Annotated in this window: 22 protein-coding genes; 21 read left to right on the top strand and 1 reads right to left on the bottom strand. The window is 41.6% G+C overall.

Translation table 11 applies throughout. From position 1 onward, the window contains the following. Window position 1 precedes the first annotated feature (1 nt). The 19 genes from FN815_RS09990 to FN815_RS09905 all read left to right on the top strand — a co-directional run bounded on the left by FN815_RS09990 (window position 2) and on the right by FN815_RS09905 (window position 15,983). A complete protein-coding gene (locus FN815_RS09990) occupies window positions 2-565 on the top strand; it encodes an NUDIX hydrolase (protein ID WP_142454500.1) in 564 nt (187 codons plus the stop codon). A gap of 52 nt (window positions 566-617) precedes the next feature. Further along, window positions 618-1,097 carry a hypothetical protein gene (locus tag FN815_RS09985; RefSeq protein WP_142454499.1) on the top strand — a complete coding sequence of 160 codons (480 nt, stop codon included), beginning with the start codon at window positions 618-620 and terminating at the stop codon, window positions 1,095-1,097. Window positions 1,098-1,135: 38 nt separating this feature from the next. Continuing rightward, window positions 1,136-3,073 (top strand): T9SS type A sorting domain-containing protein, encoded by a 1,938-nt coding sequence (locus FN815_RS09980; protein ID WP_142454498.1) that lies wholly within the window; start codon window positions 1,136-1,138, stop codon window positions 3,071-3,073. A gap of 354 nt (window positions 3,074-3,427) precedes the next feature. Then, window positions 3,428-3,904, top strand: a complete 477-nt coding sequence (locus tag FN815_RS09975) for a peroxiredoxin (protein ID WP_142454497.1) — start codon at window positions 3,428-3,430, stop codon at window positions 3,902-3,904. 15 nt (window positions 3,905-3,919) lie between these two features. Further along, window positions 3,920-6,466 (top strand): type I DNA topoisomerase, encoded by a 2,547-nt coding sequence (topA, locus tag FN815_RS09970; RefSeq protein WP_142454496.1) that lies wholly within the window; start codon window positions 3,920-3,922, stop codon window positions 6,464-6,466. 263 nt (window positions 6,467-6,729) lie between these two features. Further along, window positions 6,730-6,993 carry a hypothetical protein gene (locus FN815_RS09965; protein WP_142454495.1) on the top strand — a complete coding sequence of 88 codons (264 nt, stop codon included), beginning with the start codon at window positions 6,730-6,732 and terminating at the stop codon, window positions 6,991-6,993. 51 nt (window positions 6,994-7,044) lie between these two features. Then, entirely contained in the window at window positions 7,045-8,025 is a 981-nt protein-coding gene (locus FN815_RS09960) for a 6-bladed beta-propeller (protein WP_142454494.1), read from the top strand. A 116-nt stretch (window positions 8,026-8,141) separates the two neighbouring features. Further along, the gene (locus FN815_RS09955) at window positions 8,142-8,486 is read left to right on the top strand and encodes a helix-turn-helix domain-containing protein (protein WP_142454493.1); all 345 of its coding nucleotides are present in this window, start codon (window positions 8,142-8,144) and stop codon (window positions 8,484-8,486) included. Between the two features lie 176 nt (window positions 8,487-8,662). Next, complete coding sequence (locus tag FN815_RS18890; RefSeq protein WP_185957251.1) at window positions 8,663-8,836, top strand: hypothetical protein; 174 nt, start codon at window positions 8,663-8,665, stop codon at window positions 8,834-8,836. Window positions 8,837-8,873: 37 nt separating this feature from the next. Then, window positions 8,874-9,269, top strand: coding sequence for a hypothetical protein (locus FN815_RS09950; protein WP_142454492.1), 396 nt, complete (start codon window positions 8,874-8,876; stop codon window positions 9,267-9,269). A 447-nt stretch (window positions 9,270-9,716) separates the two neighbouring features. Beyond that, a complete protein-coding gene (locus tag FN815_RS09945; RefSeq protein ID WP_142454491.1) occupies window positions 9,717-9,914 on the top strand; it encodes a hypothetical protein in 198 nt (65 codons plus the stop codon). Window positions 9,915-9,984: 70 nt separating this feature from the next. Beyond that, entirely contained in the window at window positions 9,985-10,650 is a 666-nt protein-coding gene (locus FN815_RS09940; RefSeq protein WP_142454490.1) for a hypothetical protein, read from the top strand. After that, window positions 10,617-10,940 carry a hypothetical protein gene (locus FN815_RS09935; protein WP_142454489.1) on the top strand — a complete coding sequence of 108 codons (324 nt, stop codon included), beginning with the start codon at window positions 10,617-10,619 and terminating at the stop codon, window positions 10,938-10,940. The genes FN815_RS09940 and FN815_RS09935 overlap by 34 nt, the downstream gene beginning before the upstream one ends. Window positions 10,941-10,944: 4 nt before the next feature. Further along, window positions 10,945-11,682: an ABC transporter ATP-binding protein gene (locus FN815_RS09930; protein ID WP_142454488.1), complete on the top strand. Its 738-nt coding sequence runs from the start codon at window positions 10,945-10,947 to the stop codon at window positions 11,680-11,682. A 228-nt stretch (window positions 11,683-11,910) separates the two neighbouring features. Beyond that, on the top strand, window positions 11,911-12,126 hold the full coding sequence (locus FN815_RS09925) for a ComC/BlpC family peptide pheromone/bacteriocin (protein ID WP_142454487.1): 216 nt from the start codon (window positions 11,911-11,913) through the stop codon (window positions 12,124-12,126). Between the two features lie 84 nt (window positions 12,127-12,210). Further along, a complete protein-coding gene (locus tag FN815_RS09920) occupies window positions 12,211-12,528 on the top strand; it encodes a hypothetical protein (RefSeq protein ID WP_142454486.1) in 318 nt (105 codons plus the stop codon). Beyond that, window positions 12,488-13,234 carry a hypothetical protein gene (locus tag FN815_RS09915; protein ID WP_142454485.1) on the top strand — a complete coding sequence of 249 codons (747 nt, stop codon included), beginning with the start codon at window positions 12,488-12,490 and terminating at the stop codon, window positions 13,232-13,234. Before FN815_RS09920 ends, FN815_RS09915 begins: the two co-directional genes overlap by 41 nt. A gap of 5 nt (window positions 13,235-13,239) precedes the next feature. Next, a complete protein-coding gene (locus tag FN815_RS09910) occupies window positions 13,240-13,749 on the top strand; it encodes a TlpA family protein disulfide reductase (protein ID WP_185957250.1) in 510 nt (169 codons plus the stop codon). 44 nt (window positions 13,750-13,793) lie between these two features. Further along, window positions 13,794-15,983, top strand: coding sequence for a peptidase domain-containing ABC transporter (locus tag FN815_RS09905; RefSeq protein WP_142454483.1), 2,190 nt, complete (start codon window positions 13,794-13,796; stop codon window positions 15,981-15,983). A 398-nt stretch (window positions 15,984-16,381) separates the two neighbouring features. Here FN815_RS09905 and FN815_RS09900 read toward each other — a convergent pair whose 3' ends face one another. Then, the gene (locus tag FN815_RS09900) at window positions 16,382-16,753 is read right to left on the bottom strand and encodes a PaaI family thioesterase (protein ID WP_425461076.1); all 372 of its coding nucleotides are present in this window, start codon (window positions 16,751-16,753) and stop codon (window positions 16,382-16,384) included. A gap of 343 nt (window positions 16,754-17,096) precedes the next feature. Between FN815_RS09900 and FN815_RS09895 the strand changes: the two genes are divergently transcribed. Both FN815_RS09895 and FN815_RS09890 read left to right on the top strand, forming a co-directional pair. Beyond that, window positions 17,097-18,881, top strand: a complete 1,785-nt coding sequence (locus FN815_RS09895) for an AMP-dependent synthetase/ligase (protein WP_142454481.1) — start codon at window positions 17,097-17,099, stop codon at window positions 18,879-18,881. A gap of 93 nt (window positions 18,882-18,974) precedes the next feature. After that, window positions 18,975-21,314, top strand: coding sequence for a 3-hydroxyacyl-CoA dehydrogenase/enoyl-CoA hydratase family protein (locus tag FN815_RS09890; RefSeq protein ID WP_142454480.1), 2,340 nt, complete (start codon window positions 18,975-18,977; stop codon window positions 21,312-21,314). Window positions 21,315-21,330 lie beyond the last annotated feature (16 nt).

The raw sequence follows: 21,330 nt of genomic DNA, 5'->3' as shown, positions 1-21,330 counted from the left end.
TATGAATAACCGAGATTTTAAATTTACAATTGAGCCGTGGCGCACCACTCATGAAGAGCTCAAATATACGACGAATATCTTCAAACTTTTAAGTCGTGATATGCGGCTGGAATCAGAAGATCACGAGGTCAGTTTCTCCATTATTGAGGCGCCCGACTGGATGAATATCATCCCTCTAACTAATAATAATGAAGTGGTGCTGGTAGAACAATATCGCTACGGCATAGAAGAACCCACGCTGGAGCTGCCCGGCGGCATGGTAGATCCCGGTGAAACGCCGGAGGAAACAGCCAAACGTGAGCTGCTGGAAGAAACAGGATACGATGTAACAGAATTGATTTCTTTGGGCAGCGTAAGTTCCAATCCGGCTTTCCTGACCAATCAAACACACATGTATCTCGCAAAGGGCTGCCGTAAAATTCAGGAGCAGGAACTGGACGGCAACGAACGCATCAATGTGCACCTGATGCCGATGGATGAATTTCTGGAATTGGTGAAGAGCGGTACGGTGCATCACTCTCTGGTGGTAGCGGCGGTGGCTAAGTATTTGCTGTGGAATAGTTAAACTTTAACTATTAGTTTCTAATCATTATTCAAACAAAAAGCTGAGAGAAATTATGAGAGAAAAAATTCTTTTTAGTGGATTGATCATCCTTTTCGTGTTGCATACAATGGCCATTGCTCAGGTAGGAGAAAACGAAAGTTATTATGATGATCGGTTTTATTGGGGAGGATTGGGTGGAAGTGTAGAAAACCTTTTTGAGGTTGATGGAGAGCTATACATGTCCGGCCGTTTTCATACTTATCGAGGTGATCATTCAATTAGCGATTTCCTTAAATGGAACGGGGAGCGGTGGGTTTCTGCCGGAAAAAAGCAGAACTTAGATAATACTTCGTTTCTATTTCTCTATAATGATGAAATACATAAAATTTCTTATAGTGATTTAGATAATAATGAGGGATTAACTAAGTGGACCGGTGAAGAATGGGAGGTAGTAAACTCAGATAATTATTACGGGTGGCTTCGTGACACAGAGTCATTTGAGGGAGATTTAATATTGGGGGTACTTCTCATAGGATTGGTGATACGTATATAAATAGAGTAGCCAGATGGGATGGAAATAATTGGCATAGAATGGGGGATGGTTTTGATGATATGAATGTAATTGATTTAGAGGTATTTAAGGGACAGTTATTGGCATCTGGCTTTGCTAATGTTTTTTATAGAGGCGAGTTTGCCTATTACAAAAAAGCAGTTAAAGCTTGGGATGGGGAAAAATGGATTAATCTCCATTCTAATTTGATAGATTCAACGACGATTCGGATTGATCATTTAGTTTCTTTCAATGAAAAATTATACGGTTATGAATCTTATTATAGTTCAAAAGGAAATGAGTCAGATTTTGGGAGAATTTTTGAATGGGATGATGAAAGTAAAACAAAAAAAGATATTACAATTGAGCCTGACGATTCAACAATAGGTTTACAGGTAGGTTTTCTAAGTAAGGTAAATGAACGTCTGATTGCTTCTTATTCATTCAAAAAAGAAGATGGACCTATTGAGAATTTTATTGCAGAATGGAGTGAAGGTCAGTGGAAACAAATTGGCAAACAATTTAGGGGCAGAATTGCTGTAGTGAGTAGCTATAAAAATAGTTTTGTAGCAGCAGAAATAATTTCAGGACGACCAAATCATTTAAGAATACATGTTTTTAAAGAGGGTCAATGGAGTACATTAGGAAAAGATGATGAAAATGGGTTAGGTCTAAATAACACAGTAGCTAAAGTGCTTGAGTTTAAAGACCAGATAATAGTTGGAGGAAAATTTTCAGGCACTGCCACTCAAGAATTAAATCATATCGCACAGTGGGATGGTGAAACATGGAGCCAGCTTGGTAATGGACTCAACGGTAGCGTAAGTGATATTGCGATACACATGGGAAGGTTGGTAGCGGTACAAGAAAAAGAAAAAGTTTTTGAACTTATTGATGACCAATGGAAAGAACTAAGTTTGAATATTGCCGATACAGATATAATCAATAAAATTATATCATACAAAGATACTTTAAGTGCGGTAGGTAGAATCGAGGGAAAAAATGGAGAGTTTAATAATATTATTAAATGGAATGGAGAGACTTGGCAAAGACAAGGAGAAATTGAGGTAGGGCTGGGTTCTTTGAATACACTTTCTAAGAGTGGTGGTAATTTAATTACTAGTGGGGATGGTTTGGTGGATAATGGTTCATGTATATATCAATGGGATGGAGAAGATTGGCAACAGATGTCTACAGATTTTTTGGATTATGATTTCAATAACCATGGCATAGCGCCACGCTTAACAGCTGTTTTTGAGCATCAAGGGGATATATATGGAGCCGTTAGAATAGCCGGTTTTGAAAAAATAGCAGTATTATCAAACGGAATTTGGAGGCTCGTTAATCCTAGCTCTAGTAGTGATGCCAAGCATGTAAAAGGGTTGGTAAGTCATGGAGGCTACTTGATGGGATGGGGGTATTTTGAATCTGGCTATCCTGTTGTTGAGAATCAATCATCAATCGCTTCATGGAACAACGGGCATTGGCAAGAAAGCCCAACAAAACTATATCAATTTAGTGAATATTCTTCTGAAAGCTCTGAATGCGATAATAATCAATGTTTGAATTCTATGATCGTTACTGATAATGGGGTATATGCTGGAGGTGATTTTTCAAGAATAGGTTACATTAAAGCTTCAAATTTTGTACACATTAAACCAGAGTGGAATGCTGTTGTAGTATCTAATGAAGAAAATGTATCTAATCATATTCCCAATGATTTTCAGCTTTATCAAAATTATCCCAACCCGTTTAATCCTTCAACTACAATAAAATACTCTATTCCTAAAGCGATGGAAGTAAGAGTGAATATTTATAACATGATTGGCCAAAAAGTGAAAACTGTCGAAAATGTTTTTAAATCTGCTGGAACTCATCAGTTGAGTATTGATGGTAGTAATATGTCAAGTGGTGTCTATTTATACCGTGTGAAGGCGGGTGAAACAGTTAAATCTGGTAGGATGATTTTGTTAAAATAAAGAATGTACTCTGCAAAGCGCCTGTGATACGGTAAAGTGTATTTCCATGCGTCCATACTGGTTCTGGGTTATTTGGATATCAGTTTTTCCCATCAGAGACAGTATGTTTGTAAAAGAGTATATAGGAAGAGCTTGAGTGCCAGAGGTCCACTACATGCTTTTCATTCCCACAATATCGTACCTACGGCAAGAATAACTTATGTTGAATGACTATGTATAAACATAATGCTCCTAATGGAGCAAGTTTGCAGTAGTGAACACTTCTTCAACCAGAATTAACTGAAAGCGAACGATAACAGCCGTAAATTCAGTTATTCCACTCCAACATCAACCCAAACAAAAAAGATTAGCCAAATGATTGAGACCGGAGCCAAAGCGGATTTTGATTTTACCGTAAAAGCCGTGCAAGACGGAGAAGAAAAAGAAATTAACTTTAAAGACCTGTTGGATAAGCCTACCATCGTGTCGGTGTATATGAAAAACAACACCAGCGGGTGCGACCTACAAACTAAAGATCTCGCTGATGAATCTGAATGGTTCACAGAAAAAGGATACAATCTGGTGGCTATTAGTAAAGACACTTGTGGCTCGCACAAACGCTATGCAAAAAAGCAGGGCATCGACTTTACCCTGGTCTCTGATCCGGACTACAAATTTGCCGAAGCCACCGATTCTGTGGTGCAAAAAAAGATGTTCGGAAACGAGTATGAAGCCCCTTCACGTTCGGCCTTTGTTATTGATACAGATGGTACTATTTTGGGGACTATCCAAAAAGTGAATACCAAAGACCACGCCGGAGAGTTAAAAGAGCTGGTCGAACAATTGAATTAATATCATTTTTACTGCATGAAAAGTCTCGTAATTGTAGAGTCTCCTACAAAAACTAAAACCATCAAAAAATACCTTCCCAAAGGCTACACAGTGGATTCTTCCATGGGGCACATTCGTGACCTGCCTTCCTCGGCCAAAGAAATTCCGGCCAAGTATAAAAAGGAAAGCTGGTCCAATTTGGGCATCAATGTAGATGACCGTTTTGACCCGTTGTATGTGATTCCTTCCTCGAAGAAAAAGGTGGTTACCAAGCTCAAAAAATTGTTGAAGGACGCCGACGAATTGATTCTGGCGACGGATGAGGACCGTGAAGGCGAGGCTATTTCATGGCACTTGAAAGAAATCCTGAAACCGAAAATCCCGGTGAAACGAATGGCCTTTCGGGAGATTACCAAGGAAGCCGTTCAAAACGCGCTGGAAAATACCCGCGACATCGATATGAACCTGGTTCATGCCCAGGAAACACGTCGCATTCTGGATCGCCTGGCCGGTTACACCGTTTCTCCTTTATTATGGAAGAAGATTTCGCCCGGCCTCTCCGCCGGACGTGTACAGTCAGTAGCCGTTGAGTTTTTGGTGGAGCGCGAACGAGAGCGCATGAAATTCAAAAGCGCAACCTACTATGATTTGAAAGCCAAGCTGCACAAGGCCGGCGAAAATGATGAGTTTGAAGCCGATCTCACACACCTGAATGAGAAGCGTTTAGCCAGCGGTAAAGATTTTGATGAAAACACCGGCAAGCTGAAAAAGCCGAAATCCGTGGTGCTGTTGGATGAGGACAAAGCCAGTGACTTGGTGGATGACCTGAAAAATGCATCCTGGTCGGTTATTAATGTGGATGTGAAAACACAGAAGCGTAATCCGGCGCCTCCGTTTATCACCTCAACCATTCAGCAGGAAGCCAACCGAAAGTTTGGGTTCTCTGCACGAGACACCATGAGCGTAGCTCAAAAGCTGTACGAAAAAGGGTTCATCACGTACATGCGTACAGACTCCACACGTCTTTCGGGACAAGCCATTGGAGCGGCCCGTGATGCGGTTACGGAAGAGTACGGTGAAGATTATTTGTTTGAGCGCGTCCGTAATTACAACAAAAAAGGCAAAGGCGCACAGGAAGCTCACGAGGCCATCCGTCCCGCGGGTTCCAGATTTGTGAAACCGGAAAAAGCGGGTCTTAGCGGACGGGAGTTCAAACTATACGATTTAATCTGGAAGCGTACCATTGCCACCCAGATGGCGGAAGCCGAGCTCGAGTTCACTAACGTGACTATCCGCGCAACCAATAACGGCACCGACGCCGATTTCCGTGCGGGCGGTAAAAAGATTCTTTTTCCCGGATATTTCCGCGCGTATGTAGAAGGCAGCGATGATCCGGAAGCAGCGCTGGAGAACCAGGAAAACTTCCTGCCGGCGATGAACGAAGGCGATTCCACAGAACTGGATGATCTGAACTTTGTAAGCCACGAAACCAAGCCGCCGGCCCGATTTACCGAGGCTACGCTGGTGAAAGAATTGGAAAAACGAGGGGTGGGTCGACCAAGTACCTATGCTTCCATTATCAGTACGATACAGGATCGCGGCTATGCTAAAAGCGAAGGGAAAACGCTGATACCTACTTTTACGGCTTTTGCCGTTTCAACCTTGCTTGAAAAACACTTTCCGGATTTAGTGGATAGTGATTTCACTTCTTCGCTGGAAAATAAGCTGGATGCCGTAGCCGAGGGTACGCAAGATCCCGTTAAATACCTCGAAGATTATTACAACGGCGAAAACGGGCTGAAGTCGAAGGTTGACACCCAGGAAGATAAAATTGATCCACAGGAAGCAAAACTACTGGATCTTCCGCTGGATAACCTGGATGGCATTCAGGTTGCGGTAGGTCGATTTGGCCCTTATGCCAAAGTGCAACGCAATGGCGAAGAGGTAACCACTTCCTTGCCGAATGATATGGATCCGAGCGATATCACCTCCGAAAAACTGGAAGAGCTGATTAAGCTGTCTGAAGAAGAAGATGAGCCGATTGGGGAAGATCCTGAAAGCGGTCAGCCGGTATTTTTACTTTCGGGAAGATATGGCCCCTATGTACAACTCGGTGAGGTAACCGACGATAACAAAAAGCCCAAGCGGGTTTCGTTGTTGAAAGATATGAAGCCGGAAGATGTAGACCTCGATCTGGCACTGCAGCTACTGGAACTTCCACGCAAATTGGGAGAACATCCTGAGGATGGCAAAGTGGTTAAAGCCGGTGTTGGACGTTATGGTCCCTATGTAGTACATGATGGCAAGTTCAAGTCCATCCCCAAAAGCGATAGTGTACTGGATATTGAACTAGACCGAGCCGTGGAATTACTGAAACAGAAAAAGAAATCTAATCGCGGCAGCAATGAGATCAAAGATCTTGGCAAGCATCCTGATACGGATAAGCAAGTACGCGTTATGACTGGTCGATATGGCCCATATATCAAGCACGGCAAAAAGAATATCAGTCTGCCCAAAGGCGAAGCGCCCGAGGATGTGGACATGGATAAAGCCGTGGAGATTATTGAGGCAAAAGGAAAATAGTTTTCCTTCTGATTTATTTAGTTAAGTTTTATCAAAACCCGGAGGCAGTAGCTTTCGGGTTTTTTGTTTTAAGGGATGACAGGAAGAGGCTTAAAATGGGGTTGCTGTTGTGTGCATTTGACAGAAAAACTATCTGAAATAAACCACACAAATCGGATAGTATTCAGGGTTGAAGGGAAGGCGTAATTCTTATTTGTTAGATAAAATGTTTTTGAAAGGCACTTCAAAAGCATCATCAAAACCCTAACAAACGAGAGATTACTATGATTAAGAAGATGTTTTTACTACCAATCGTTGTTGCTTTTATGACGATGGGGAGCACAGATGCCGATATTAAAAAAACGCCGGAAGCTGAAGCACTCAATGCTTGCCAGCCTATAGAAATGGCTGATGGCAGTATGGTAGCCAGTTGTATGGCGAGTCCAACAATGAGCTGCGTATCAGTAGGCCCTGGTGGTACTATTAGCTTCGGGGTTTCTCCTACTTTTCCTGATCCGCCTATAGAATTTCTTCAAATAGGTAACTAAAAAAACAATAACAGGGGGAGGATTTACCTCTCCCCTTATTCAATACTTGGCATGAGAGCAATTATTATACTGTGTTTAATAAGCACTTCTTTATTTGCCCAACAAGCGCATGATTTTGAGGTAATTGGAGAAATAGATTACTCCTTCAAGACTGAGAATACCTACGATTCTTTTGATGCTAATGATGATTACCTGGTTTGGTTTGAATACACTAGAGGAATTTTATTTACCTATGATTTAAGAACAGATGAACTAGAGCAAATGAAACTGGCAAGGGGACGCGGTCCAGCAGAGTTTCAGATGATATCAGATTTGTACATTACCAAAAATGATAAAATTTACCTGGCCGACTATCCTAATGCTAAGCTATTGGTTTGGGATGTGAAAGAATCTGAATTTGAAGAAGATATTGTACTAAACTCTCCTCCTTTCAGAATAGCAGGAAATGATTATGAAATGTTTATACAGGGGATGCATATGGAGCAGCCACTTTCGAAACTAAACCTGGAGACAGGAGAGCAACAAACCCTGGATATTGGAGATGGATTTTTTAACAAGGTCAAAGGCATGGAACGCATGTTTAACCGGGAAGGAAATTTACTTTTAAGTAGTGATGGGCTACTGCACCTTTCGAAGTATCAAAATGCGATAACACGGTTCAAAGTTGGTGAGCAGCAAAAGAAAGTAGAGGTACGTACTACGGCTTTTGAGGAACCTCAGGACCTGGGGCTCGAATCAGTTTCTACGGCAAATGGTGGTTCTAATTATCGCTTAAATCCACAGGAATTAATGCTTGCCAAAGACATGGCGAAAAGAGAGGGGAGTGAGGAAGTGTATCTGGTTTTGGAAGATAATAGCGGAAGTTTAAAATATTCTAATAAATCCATTTACTATTTTTCGGATACTCTTTCATCCGAAAAATCGCCCCAATTAGTAACAAGGTTACCATTTGCGATAGAGCGCCTTACAGCAAATTCAGATTTTTTCTTTGCTTATTCAATAGAAGAAAATAAGGTTTATATACTCGAATAATTCAGTGCATTTAAAGTTATCAAATTGATTTGATCTGCCTTTCTTGTAACAAATAGTGATTTGTTTACTCTTTCATGTAGGAAGAGATATAACAGATCATATAAAATACTACTACTATGGGGCAAGCAGTTGATCGGTGTGATGTTGCAGAAGCAATTCGAATATTGGAAGAAAATTACCTCGAAATAAGAACAGTGTCAGACTGGGCTACGTGTATGGGGTATTCGAGGTCCTATTTCTGCAGGTGTTTTACCAAAGAGTTTGGCATTAATCCTAAAGATCATCTTAAGCTGTACCGGCTGCGTCTGATTAAAAATGAAATCAAGAAAGACCCTGAAGCAATTGGCTACAAGATAGCAGTATCAACCGGCCTGCCTGATGAGAAAGCCCTTCATAAATTCCTGGCCAATCACTTCGATAAAAACCTGACGATACTTCGGGAAGAAAATCAGGCGGCTTGAAAACCTCACAGATTAGATATTGAAAACCCTTTATATCTTACCATGTTCTCCACAATAAAGGGAGATGCAATTTCTATATAAAGGAAAAGACTACATTTACCAGGTTTTATAAATGAGTCTCTTTTTGATAGAGAGTGTATCCTGAAAATAAAATATCAACAAATAGAGGTACAATTATGAATGCTTTGGATATAACAGAGATGGAAAAAATTAATGGTGGCGACCGGTGTGATGATGCCGAGAAATTCATCGCAACTGTTGGGTTAGTGGCTAGTATCGGAGCCAGCTTTGGTCCCATTGGTTTAGCTATTGCCGGTCCTACGGCACTTGGTATGGGAGTAGCGCTGTAGCTGTGCATATTCCTGATACAGATAAGATCTGTCTCATATGGATGACATAACCGTAACAGTAGAAAGAAGCACATTCCCACTTACAAGGTTCTTCCTGACAGTGGGGCTAGGAGACTATGAACTGCGTCCGGGAGAGTTAAAAAAAATAACCCTTCCCGAATCAGGCGAATATGAAATCATAGCAAGTTCCTACTGGATCAAGAAAAAGGTTAATGTGGCATTGGCAAATAATTCAGTCATCAAAGTTAAGCATGGCATTCCTGATGCTTTTTACCTGTTAGGAATACCAGTTATTATAATACTATCCGTTCTTACATTTTTTGAGTTTGTAGGCACGGGAGTTATGCTAACTGCCTTACTGGTGTATTTTTTGCCATTGCTTTATATCACTTTCCTAAAAAAGGATAATTACTTTAAAATTTTAACGGAGTGATAATTCCAAAACACTAATGGGGTCAGGTAGCGTATGGGTAATGGACACCTGCGGTTCCTGTCCCTTTTTATTTTAACCGGCGGTTTGTTGTTTTAGCTACTCATTTATACTGGAATTATTCTTGAGAGAACAGAGGATTTTTCCTGAAGATTTTTAGTTATTGGAGATCCTGATAAGGTGGAGAGAAGATTATTTGAAGGTCATTGCAAAGTCACAGATTTACCAGTATAAAAGGGCTTAAAAATGCAAATATGAGCTTCCTGAATGAATTTGTAGCTGGCACAAATGGGAGAATAGATGTTGTTGTACTTAATGCGCCGCGGTAATTAATTGTGCCGTGTACTTTTGATTGCCGGAAGATTAAAAGTTGGATTATAAATTCTTCTATGCTGTCAATTAGGAGTCAAAGGTACACCCAACCCTAACTAATTCATTAGAGGTACAATTATGCAAACGTTAGAACTTCATCAAATGGAAGAAATACAAGCCGGGAGTTGTGCAGCCGGTGTTGCAATATTTGCAGTTGCTGCAATTGGCAGTACTGCATTCTTGGTGGCTTCAGGAGGCACCGGTCTGGCTCTTGGAGCCTGGGCTTTTAGCCGTGTTGTAAGTACAGCCGGCTTGATTAATGCTTGTGCCAATTAATACATCTACTCTAAATTATAAACGCAAAGCCATCCTACATTGTGGTGGCTTTGCTTTATATTAAAAGCTCATGAAAAACAGACTTTGGACATACCTTATCCCCTTATTGATCGCAATGATGTATGTCATTGTGATATTCATAGATGCGGAAGAACTGTATACCTACGACTTTTTACGAGCTATTTATATCGTATCAACAACCACGCCTATACTCTATATATTCAGTATAAACCGTGAGAAAGACTACCGATATCAATCTCAGCGACGGTTTCAAAATTTTCCTGTCGCCCCAAGGGATTTACTGAAAGAAGAACTGAGACATACTTTAAGAGACCCACATTTTCTGGTACCGGTCTTGCTTTGTCTGGCCGCCATTACGTGGACCAGCCTTGCCACTGAGGTGGAAACTTTATATGTGATGGCTATTCAAGTTCTTTACTGTCTGCTAATGCTGCTGCTATTAGTGGTAGCAAATACCATCAAATACCGGTATGAAGAGCAATTTAAGAATGTTATTATCGTCGCATTTTTTGCCATCATGCTGCAGCTGGATATCACCTATTTGGTGGATGAGAGTATTCTGCACATCATCTATGCTCTTATGCCTAATTCCGCTTTTCTGATGGTACTTTTTGGGGCTCCTATTGTACAGGCTCTTGCCTTATGTTCTATTATAGTTAGTTTATATGGAACCTACTTTCTATGGAGAAAGGAACTGCGCTACATAAACAAGTGATGCTAACCCGCCTCATCCTTAGATTACTGATATTGGATGGCACCTTACCTTTAAACCTGTTTTTGTTAGGCAGTTATTTCGCTTTGGCCTTTTGGTTAAATAGTGCATTATTAAATGCTTTGCTTCTTATAAACGTGGTGCTGGTCTTTGGTTTTATGAGACTAAGTTATCAGCAGCATTCAATATTTTTTAAAATGCATAACATTAATAAGCTGCATTTTTCTTGCACCAAAGTCATACTGCTTATTGTACTTTTATGTATTGAAAATGGTTTGATTCTTTGGAGTTAATACAATGCTTTTAGAACTCAAAAACATCACCAAAAAGTATAAAAACCTGTTGTTATTTGAGGGCTTGAACCTGGAGCTCAGTGAGGGAGAAAAGGTGGCTCTGATCGGGAACAACGGAAGTGGTAAAACCTCTCTTATTCACATAATCTGTAACCTGATATCTTTTGAGGGGTTGCTGAAATTTAAGGGCAAAGAAGTTAAAGCAGAAGATCATAGCTATAAACATAAGATAGGTTTAAGCCTGAGCGAGCCTCATTTTTTTGAGAAAATGAAAGCAAGGGAATACCTGCAGTTTGCGGCCGGTTTACATGGGCTAGAGGATAAACAACAAGTGAAAGATCGGATTGATAACTTGCTTCATACTTTTGAAGTCGAAGATGGAAACAAAAAACTCAGTGAGTATTCAACCGGTAACCGCATTAAAATTAGCCTGGCTGCGGCCATGATCCATAACCCGGTATTCCTGGTGCTGGATGAACCCTTTGTACATCTTGACACTGATTCGCGTGAACTGCTTAAGGAAATACTTCAAAAGCTAAACTCTTCCAAAACGCTACTGGTAACTTCGCACTCTTTGAAGCTATGTGCGGATGTTTGCGATCGATATGTAATTTTGGATGAAGGCAGCATCATTCATGATGTTAAAAAAGCAGATTTGCCCGAAGATGTTACCCCGGAAGAGAGCCTCAAAAACCTTATCACGAAGAAAAGGGAGCTAAGTTCTATGGAATGGCTGAATTAGTTGCAGTTAGAAAAGCTAAGGTGTAAAACTTTAGGAGGTTTGGAAAATCAGGTTTATGTCACAAATTGGATAATAGAAAATATTGGATTTTTTGCTTTAGTCTATAGTTTAATATTGAAATTTGGCTGTTTATATCGAAGCATGTAAAGCAATTAAAGATTGTTTTCCAATGCCTCCAATTCAGCCATTTTTCAGTTAAAATCATAACTAATCATTAGAGGTATAGCTATGAACGCATTAGAATTCAACGAAATGGAACATATTCAAGGTGGAGATGTTTGCGCTGTGGTCACTGGAGGAGCTGCTGGCGGAGGCTGGGCAGCTGCTGTGGGGGGTGCTGTTGCAAACGGAGCTAAACTAACATGGAGATTAGGTGTTAAAGGACTAGTCGTAGGAGCAGTAGGCGGTGCCATTGCAGGCGGTGTTTGCTATGCACTTAGCTAATTATATCTAATCTGATAAGTGACTGAATGTGGGAATATCCCATGTTCAGTTATTATAATTAATACAAAATGATAAGACAGGGTTATGAACACTACAAAGTCTGAGTTTTCGATTACATCCACGCAAATGGCGTATTGGCTTAGTATCTCTTTTCTTATTTTTATGTGCATCTTTTTTCTTGTTGATCATTCCGTCACATTGCTCGAATATAGAGGCTTTACCTTGAGTACAACAGGCGTGTTGGGTATGCTATCTGTTGGTGCCTATGGCTGGTATGCTTCCAAAAAAGGGCATCCTCAAAAAACTTCTTTTCAGCATATCCTTTTTTCCCTTGGTTTTACCATAATTACAACGGCAGTCTATGTATCTGCTGTTACCGTTGCAAAATGGTTTGCAGGATAAATATATGGCAGCTCATGAATTAGCAATTGATGCTGGCAACAGTGAGAAAAATGAAAGTGGTTTTGCTGTTAATGAGTGGAATGGCTGGGTTTTGTTTGTCATCATATCCATCATTTATATGATATTTGATTTCATATCCCAGCAATACATTTTTAGTGATGAACTCTACTACCGCAGCTTCTCTGAACAATTAGGACAGCAAAATCTCCAGGCTTTCCTGGATGCCCAAAGCCAATACTGGTGGCTAAGTTATCTTCTCACGCCTCTGATGATTGCTCTAAAAGCATCGTTTGCTGCTGTTTGTATAAGCATAGGGGCAGTGTTGGCATCGGTAGATCTTAAATTCAACAGGGTTTTTAAAATGGCTTTGGTAGGCGAGGTTGTTTTTATATGTGCGCAGATAATATTCTTGTATAGTCTGCTTCAAAACCTGGATACCCTTACGGTGGAAAGTATTGCCGGGTATTATCCGCTATCCGCACTCAGCTTGATAGGTATCGAAAATATAAATGCGGAATGGGCCGTATATCCGCTTCAAATCATCAATGTATTTGAAGTAATGTATATTGGATTAATAGCTTGGTTGCTCTCTAAACAATGGAAGCCTAGTTTTGTGGACAGTCTTAATATCGTTATTCCTTCTTATGGATTAGGACTTCTGTTATGGCTGGTTCTCGTGGCATTTTTAACCTTTCAGGTAAGCTAACTACAATGAAGAAAACAATTGCTTTTATTATGGTAATCCTGGTGCTGGTTGCCATTGGTGTGATGGGATATATTCTGTTTCAGGGGATGATTGAAGAGCAAGAAGTAAGAGACCGGACCGATACCTTGCCTGAAGATATGCAGCTTGAATATTTATATAGCCCTCATGCAATGAATCAAGCTGAAGCTCGTCCCATAATCATCAATTACTTTAATACGGGATGCCAATATTGTCAGGCAGAAATAAAAGATATGCATGATCATGCTGATCTTACTAAAGAGGCTTGGATCATTTTAGTTTCTAACGAGAGTAGTTCAGCAATCAACGAATTCACAGAGTCATTTCCTATCGATACCACACGTTTTTCTATTGCCAGGGATTATTCCGGCAGCGTTAGGGACTTCTTTGGCGTAGAAGTGGTGCCGGCTACCATGGTGTATACTACAGATAGTACGCTAACGGAGCGCTTTAAAGGGCAGGTAAGGGCAGACGCTCTGTACAGCCTCATAAAATAGATATACCATTCTAATCTAACTTCTCGAATTTCATAAAAGCCACGATGGCAGATAACAGCACGATTTCATCTATTCATAAACAAGCAGATAAAGGCTTTGTGAGGCAAAAAGACCAGTCTGATTGTGGCGTAGCATGCCTTGCTTCCGTTATGCACTTTTATGATAGTGAGGCCAAGCTGGAAAGGCTGCGCGAAATGAGCGGAACTAACCAGCAGGGTACTACTTTATTGGGGTTATATCAGGCGGCCGGCGAGATTGGCCTGGATGCGCAGGCTTTTGAGGGCGACCTTGAAAACCTGAAGAAGTTGGAACACCCTGCCATACTTCACATCGTAAAAGATAAAAGACTTCAGCATTATGTGGTGTATTATGGTTGTGAAGGGAATCAGCTGCTAATTGGGGATCCGGCTGAAGGTACCGTCCAGTGGATGCCGGAAGAGAAACTACAAGAACAGTGGCAAAGCAAGGCGCTGCTAGTGTTAAAGCCTACAGAGCAGCTGGTAGTAAAAAGGGAAAGGGATAAGGATCGCTGGAATTGGATTAAGCGATTGGTAAAAGAAGATGTTCAAATATTGGGGCTGGCTTTGGCGCTGGGTATTTTTATTACCGCTTTGAGCCTGTCAACAGCTATATTTTCCCAAACTTTGATTGATGATATTTTACCAGACCGGGATGTTACCCGTCTATTTATTGGGGTGGCTTTTTTGGGTTTTTTGCTGCTGGCTCAAAGCGGATTGATTTACATTCGCCGGCTATTTTTGATTCGCCAAAGCCGGGACTTTAACAACCGCGTAATCAATAACTTTTACGATGCTCTTCTGCAACTGCCCGTGCCTTTTTTTTTCAACCGAAAAACCGGGGATTTGATTGCCCGCATGAACGATACCCGAAGGCTGCAGCAAACGGTGACCTATCTTTTTGCAGATGTGATGATTGATGTGCTGATGATAATAGTCGCGTCCGGATACATTTTTTACCATTCGGGCTTATTGGGTGGTTTTGTGTTACTCAGTGTACCTTTGTACTTCCTGCTCACCTGGTATTTTCATGATTCTATTCTGGATGGACAGAAGAAGGTGATGGCGGCGCATTCTGCCAATGAAAGCAATTATGTGGATACTATTCAGGGCATAGCCACTATCAAAACAGGAAACCGGCAGTCATTCTTTTCCAACCTTACGAAAACGGTATATGGGTTTTTCCAGGATCAGATTTTTGATCTAGGTAAAATTGGCATTCATTTTAGCTTTTGGGCCAATATTATAGAAGTGGTATTCACCGTTTGCGTACTGCTTTTTGGCGCCATGCTGGTGCTAAGCGGAGATATTATGATTGGCGTGCTGGTAGCCGTTTTTCAAATGACCAATCAGCTTATGCCATCGGCCAACCGGCTGGCGCTTACCAACATACAAATACAGGAAGCGAGGGTTGCTTTCGATCGCATGTATGAATTTACTTCTCTGGATCCTGAAGGAGAAATCAAAGAAGAAGTACAATCACTTAAAGAATTTAACCGCCTTGAAGTGAAAGGTCTTTCCTTCCGTTTTCCGGGCCGCTCCCAGTTATTACAGAACGTAACTTTTAGTGTTGAAAAGGGAGAAATGATAGCTTTACTGGGAGAAAGTGGTTGCGGTAAAACTACCTTGCTGCAAATTTTACAGCGATTTTATAAGCCTGAACAAGGGAAAATAATTGCCAATAACGGTCTTGAGATGGAAGACCTGTCGTTGGAATCCTGGAGAGGTCACATGGCGGCAGTTTCCCAACAAGTTAAAATATTCAACGGTAGTTTATTGGATAATATCTGCCTGGGCAATGCAGAAGATGCCGAAAAGGTAGTGGCATTCTGCAAAGAGTTTGGTTTTAGTAAGTATTTCGAAAACTTTCCGCAACAATATGGTACGTTGCTGGGCGAAGAAGGAGTGAATATATCGGGGGGGCAGCAACAATTAGTAGCCCTTGCAAGGGCACTCTATCAAAAACCGGATTTATTATTACTGGATGAGGCTACTTCTGCCATGGACCGGGATACAGAACAAGAGATGCTGAAAATGCTCATGAAAAGGAGAGAGGAAATGGGCATTATTTTAGTGACACATCGTGTGCAAAGCGCCAAGCTTGCTAACAGGATTTATATCATCGAAAAAGGAAAAATAACCTCTCAAGGGGCACCGCAAGAATTGGTACATCAGGAGAACTTGTTTTCAGCATCTTTAGCTGATATTTCTATTTAAGAAAAAGCACAAATGGGGGATTAAAGTCAGTTGTAAAATTTTGTGGATATCCTAACTTACAGGTAAGTTTTTATTTCAACAGGCAGGACTCTGAATTTCAAACAGTACTGTCGCAAGAGAATTCGCATACATCAATAAGGGTCATTTGGGGTAACTTCATTTGGCATTACAGCTTGGTAGCAGAAGCTACATTGATGATATGATACCGGGTTCTCGGTAGCCTTTATTCAATTTCATATCTGAGAGATGTAGCTGGAGAAGTTATACAGCTGCATCTTTTTTTTTATAAAACAGATTGGGTTTTCGGGGTGCTACTTTTGATCAACAAATAAAACGTGCTCTCGCGATGTGTTCAAGTAGCGGTAAATGTGTAAGAGTGGCTTGGCAGGTGTTCAGGCTTATTTTCCAGCCTTTATAACCGCCAAAGTACACCGTGAAGAGCATACGAGCTTCTCTTTTTCATCCCTGATTTCACACTCCCATACCTGAATTTTACGGCCCGCATGAACCGGTTTGGCCGTTGCAGTAACGGTTCCCCCCATTTTAACCGACCGGATATGATTGGCATTGATCTCAACGCCCACCACTGTTTTCTCATTGTCATCCAGTAAAAACCAACCACCTACAGAGCACAACGTTTCGGCCAGGGCCACCGAAGCGCCCCCATGCAGTATCCCAAAAGGTTGAACGGAATTTTCATTTACAGGCATGATAGCCGTTAACTTATTCTTAGCTATATGGGTAAATTCAATTCCCAAAGCATGTCCCATGTGCTTGTGAGAAAAATTGAAATAGGCTTCGGCTTTGGATTTTAGACTTTCCTCAATAAACATAAAAAAATTACAGTTTGATTAACGGTGTTAAGTTGTTAAAATAAAGGGTGGAATCGCTTTCAGTATTTTAATGAAAGTAAGATTGCTTTGAGGTTGGTATGAAGATAATTTTGCTGCGATGCTAAAAGCTTGATTTGTTCTGGTATCGAAAGTAACAGATGAACGCTTTATGGATAATATCATCCTCTCAAATTAGATATAAAAGTGGATAGTGCCTTGTGATATAAAAATCAGGCTCAAAAATATCCGAAACTCTCATAAATCATAATAGGGAAATATTATGAAGTACGAACCAACTACAATTTTATCTCTGGTTTCTGAAGGTATGCAGAAAAATGAAACCGGGATATTTTCAGCCGTAAAGCGAGATGGAGAATGGATTGAGACCTCGCTTCAGGATTTTGAACAGATGGTTCAGGATTTAGCTCTTGGATTATATGAACTGGGGGTTCGTAAAGGCGATAAGGTATCGCTTCATGCAGAAAACTCAACCGAGTGGATGGTAATTGACCAAGCGGTGCTTTCATTGGGTGCGGTATTGGTGCCTATATACACTACCCAACCGGGCGAGCAGATTAAGTACATATTGGAGAATTCAGGAGCTAAGATTCACTTTGTTTCTGATGATGAGGTTTTCTCCGAAACCAAGCCTTTGATTAAAGAGATTGAAAGCGTGGAAACTATTATCTCCATTCTCGGTTCAAATCATGGAAAGTTACGCACCTTTGAAGATGTATTAGAAATGGGTGTTAAGAAGGGAGAAGAAGAACCCACTTTATTTGAAAAAATGCGGAACCAAGTTGAGCCTGATGATTTAGCTACCCTGATTTATACCTCGGGAACTACCGGCGTACCCAAAGGTGTAATGCTCACGCACGATAATATTGCCGGTAATGCTCTGCGGGCCTATGAATTGTTCCCCTTTGAGCCAGAAGATTACGAAACACCCAAGGTGATATCTTACCTGCCGCTGGCACACATGTTTGAACGGACAGCCTCCTATATTTACGCCCACTGTGGGGTGCCGCCATATTATATTGAAGAAGTAGAAAGTATACGTGATGATTTTGCTTCTATAAAACCCATTTACCTGGTTACGGTTCCTCGTTTGCTCGAGAAAATTGTGACAGGCATTAAAGTTAAGGGACAGGAAATGAGTGGGATTAAGAAGCAGCTCTACTACTGGGCCGTGCATCTTGCAGAAAATTATGATCCCGAAAATCCTCCTGCAAAATGGAAGTGGAAAATTGCCGATATGTTGGTGTATTCCAAAATTCGAGAACTGTTTGGTGGCCGTATGGTTGGGTTTAATGTGGGCGGAGCCGCCTTATCACCTAACATTGCTCGGTTTATCAATGGTATCGGTATTTACTGCGGACTGGGTTATGGCCTTACAGAAACTTCTCCGGTGCTTACCGGCCCTCCTATTGGAGAGCTTCGGATTGGCTCTTCAGGTAAGCCAATTGCGGATGTTGAAATCAAAATCGCAGAAGACGGGGAAATCCTGGCTAAAGGCCCGAATATCATGAAGGGCTATTATGAAATGCCCGAGAAAACAGATGAGGCCATTGATGAAGACGGCTGGTTTCATACCGGAGATATTGGTCACCTTGATGAGGATGGATGGTTGTTTGTTACGGATCGTAAAAAATCGCTGTTTAAGCTATCGACCGGGAAATATGTGGCGCCTCAACCCATTGAAAATGCACTGGTGAACAGCGGTTTTATTGAACAGGCCGTAGTGGTAGGTAATGAGCATAAATTTTGTGGCGCACTGATTGTGCCCAACTGGGAGAATATGAGAAAACGGTTTGAAACCACGCATCATAAATTTCCAGAAGAAAACCCCACTGAAAATGAATATGTGATCAAACGCATTCAGAAAGAAGTGGATAAGGTAAATGCAGAGCTGTCAAAATGGGAGAAGGTCAAGAAGTTCAAATTGTTAGAAGAACAATTTTCCATTGAGGATGGGGAGATTACACCCACGCTTAAAGTGAAGCGGAATGTCGTCAACGAAAAATATAAGGAAGAGATTGACTCCATCTATGCAGATGAAGATTAACAAACCGCGAATATGCTAGTAGTGCAATAGTACAAAAATATGTTGCGCGCTCTTTTGTGTCTTAGCGGTTAAAGAAAATCAGAGGATAAGATTATGAAAAAGTATTCGATCAGAAAAGTTGCGGTATTAGGTTCTGGGGTGATGGGCAGTCAAATAGCAGCCCATTGCGTAAATGCGGGGCTGGATGTGATATTACTGGACCTGAAGAGCGATGATCCCGACCGTCCAAATAAAACAGCTGAAGAAAGCCTGCAAAAAGCATCAAAGATGAATCCGGCGCCTTTTGCGAAGCCTGCTTTCAAAGATCGAATACAAGTTGGTAATTTTGAGGACGATTTTGATTTACTGAAAGAGGCAGACTGGATTTGCGAGGTCATTGTCGAAAAAATGGACATCAAAAAAGACATGATGGCCCGCATCGACAAGATTCGTAAACCCAAAACCATTGTCAGTTCGAATACTTCCGGACTGCCAATCTCAGAGATTGGGGAAGATTGCAGTGAGGAGTTTAAAACCCATTTTCTTGGGACCCACTTCTTCAATCCTCCCCGTTACATGAAGTTGTTGGAAGTAATACCCACCGATTCTACGGCAAGTGATGTGAGCCAATATATGCGCCGTTTTTGTGAGCAGGTATTAGGCAAAGGCGTGGTGATCTGTAATGACACGCCCAACTTTATTGCCAACAGGGTGGGTATTTTTTCCATCGCTAATATTATGCCCTATTTCTTTTATGGTGATTTCCGGGCTGAAGATATTGACCTGCTTACCGGTACCATTTCCGGCTATTCCAAAGCCGCAACCTTTAGGACGGCCGACATGGCGGGGCTCGATGTAACCAATCATGTGGCTAAAAACCTCTACCCCTCTATTCCTGATGACGAGATGCAGGAAACTTTCAATCTGCCGGATAAATTTGAAGAGATGGTAGAGAACGGAATGATTGGCAATAAAGCCGGCAAAGGTTTTTACAGTAAACAGGATGGCGAATACCTGGTGATCAATCCGGAAAGCATGGAGTATGAATCCCAACAGACGCTGGAAGATCCGGTGTTGGAGGATGCCCGGAAGATTAAAGATACCTCCAAAAGGCTGAAGTTTTTGGTAAACTCGGATGGGAAAATTGGGGATTTTCTTTGGAATGTGCAGCGTGATTTGTTGATGTATGCAGCCAACCGCATCCCTGAGATAACCGATTCTCCCCTTTCTATTGACCGTGCCATGCAATGGGGTTTCAATTGGGAAATGGGGCCTTTTGAGCGTTGGGATGCTTTGGGAGTTAAAGAAACCGCCGAGCGAATTCAGAAAGAAGGCAAAGAGGTGCCGCCTTTGATTACGGAAATGCTGGATGCGGGAATCCACTCTTTTTATGATGATGGTGAGGTATATCATCCAGGCTCTAAAACCATGGTGGATATTCCTCCAGAAGCCGAAGGCGAGTTAAAAGTATCGCACCTGAGAAAACAAAATGTACCCGTTATCGAAAATGACAGTGTAGCCCTGCATGATATGGAAGACGGGGTGGCTTTGTTTGAGTTTAAAACTAAAAATGCAACTTTAGGTGGAGAGTTGGTTCAATCTCTGTATAAAGCCCTTGATAAGGTAAAGCACGATTTTCAAGCCTTGGTGATCAGTCACGATGGCGATAATTTTGCCTTTGGAGCCAATTTAAAAGAAGCACTGGTTGCCAAACAGAACGATGACTGGGATAGTGTGGTGGATGCCGTCAACAACTTTCAGAAAACAGCGGTTGCTTTGCGCTATGCTCCTTTTCCTGTGGTCGCAGCTCCCTTTGGCAAAACCCTGGGCGGAGGCGTTGAATTTTGCCTGTATTCAGATAAAGTGGTAGCCCATCACGAAACCTACATGGGACTGGTTGAGATAGGAGTTGGATTGATTCCAGCCGGAGGTGGTACCACAGAATTGTTGCGACGAGCCATGAATAAATTAGAGGGAGAGGCCGATCCATTGCCCTTCATCCGGGAAGTGTTCAAAACCATTGGTATGGCCAAGGTTTCGGAAAGTGCTCATCTTGCTAAAGAATTGGGGTACTTGCGGCCTTCAGATACGATCGTGATGAACCGGGATCTGCTTATTAAAACAGCCAAGCAAGAGGCGCTTAACCTGGTGCATGCCGGTTACCGGTCGCCTGCTGAAACATCGATCAAGGTATTGGGCAAAACAGCGCTGGCCGCTATGAAGCTTATGTTGCATGTGATGCACGAAGGCAATTATATCACGGATTATGATAAAGTGGTTGCAGAACGAGTGGCTTACGTATTGGCAGGGGGAGATTTAAGCGAAGCACAGGAAGTGCCCGAATCATACCTGCTGAAGTTGGAGCGTGAAGCTATCCTGGAATGCCTGCAGGACGAGCGCACCCTGGATCGGATGGAGCATATGTTGAAAAAGGGAAAACCGCTAAGGAATTAAAAATTCAAGATTAAAG

It is taken from the genome of Gracilimonas mengyeensis (genome assembly GCF_900182705.1).
GTDB classification, from domain to species: Bacteria; Bacteroidota; Rhodothermia; order Balneolales; family Balneolaceae; genus Gracilimonas; species Gracilimonas mengyeensis.
The sequence above is the reverse complement of the archived record's forward strand: the minus strand, read 5'-3'. Positions and strand labels throughout refer to the sequence as shown.

Excerpts from the sequence above, each read along its gene's own strand:
- FN815_RS09895 (WP_142454481.1), top strand. The coding sequence starts at position 17,097 with ATGAAGTACGAACCAACTACAATTTTATCTCTGGTTTCTGAAGGTATG.
- FN815_RS09925 (WP_142454487.1), top strand. The coding sequence starts at position 11,911 with ATGAACGCATTAGAATTCAACGAAATGGAACATATTCAAGGTGGAGAT.
- FN815_RS09975 (WP_142454497.1), top strand. The coding sequence starts at position 3,428 with ATGATTGAGACCGGAGCCAAAGCGGATTTTGATTTTACCGTAAAAGCC.
- FN815_RS09890 (WP_142454480.1), top strand. The coding sequence starts at position 18,975 with ATGAAAAAGTATTCGATCAGAAAAGTTGCGGTATTAGGTTCTGGGGTG.
- FN815_RS09985 (WP_142454499.1), top strand. The coding sequence starts at position 618 with ATGAGAGAAAAAATTCTTTTTAGTGGATTGATCATCCTTTTCGTGTTG.
- FN815_RS09935 (WP_142454489.1), top strand. The coding sequence starts at position 10,617 with ATGGAGAAAGGAACTGCGCTACATAAACAAGTGATGCTAACCCGCCTC.
- FN815_RS09900 (WP_425461076.1), bottom strand. The coding sequence starts at position 16,753 with ATGGGACATGCTTTGGGAATTGAATTTACCCATATAGCTAAGAATAAG.
- FN815_RS09905 (WP_142454483.1), top strand. The coding sequence starts at position 13,794 with ATGGCAGATAACAGCACGATTTCATCTATTCATAAACAAGCAGATAAA.
- FN815_RS18890 (WP_185957251.1), top strand. The coding sequence starts at position 8,663 with ATGAATGCTTTGGATATAACAGAGATGGAAAAAATTAATGGTGGCGAC.
- FN815_RS09960 (WP_142454494.1), top strand. The coding sequence starts at position 7,045 with ATGAGAGCAATTATTATACTGTGTTTAATAAGCACTTCTTTATTTGCC.
- FN815_RS09940 (WP_142454490.1), top strand. The coding sequence starts at position 9,985 with ATGAAAAACAGACTTTGGACATACCTTATCCCCTTATTGATCGCAATG.
- FN815_RS09915 (WP_142454485.1), top strand. The coding sequence starts at position 12,488 with ATGTATCTGCTGTTACCGTTGCAAAATGGTTTGCAGGATAAATATATG.
- FN815_RS09920 (WP_142454486.1), top strand. The coding sequence starts at position 12,211 with ATGAACACTACAAAGTCTGAGTTTTCGATTACATCCACGCAAATGGCG.
- topA (WP_142454496.1), top strand. The coding sequence starts at position 3,920 with ATGAAAAGTCTCGTAATTGTAGAGTCTCCTACAAAAACTAAAACCATC.
- FN815_RS09950 (WP_142454492.1), top strand. The coding sequence starts at position 8,874 with ATGGATGACATAACCGTAACAGTAGAAAGAAGCACATTCCCACTTACA.
- FN815_RS09955 (WP_142454493.1), top strand. The coding sequence starts at position 8,142 with ATGGGGCAAGCAGTTGATCGGTGTGATGTTGCAGAAGCAATTCGAATA.
- FN815_RS09990 (WP_142454500.1), top strand. The coding sequence starts at position 2 with ATGAATAACCGAGATTTTAAATTTACAATTGAGCCGTGGCGCACCACT.
- FN815_RS09945 (WP_142454491.1), top strand. The coding sequence starts at position 9,717 with ATGCAAACGTTAGAACTTCATCAAATGGAAGAAATACAAGCCGGGAGT.
- FN815_RS09980 (WP_142454498.1), top strand. The coding sequence starts at position 1,136 with ATGGGGGATGGTTTTGATGATATGAATGTAATTGATTTAGAGGTATTT.
- FN815_RS09930 (WP_142454488.1), top strand. The coding sequence starts at position 10,945 with ATGCTTTTAGAACTCAAAAACATCACCAAAAAGTATAAAAACCTGTTG.
- FN815_RS09965 (WP_142454495.1), top strand. The coding sequence starts at position 6,730 with ATGATTAAGAAGATGTTTTTACTACCAATCGTTGTTGCTTTTATGACG.
- FN815_RS09910 (WP_185957250.1), top strand. The coding sequence starts at position 13,240 with ATGAAGAAAACAATTGCTTTTATTATGGTAATCCTGGTGCTGGTTGCC.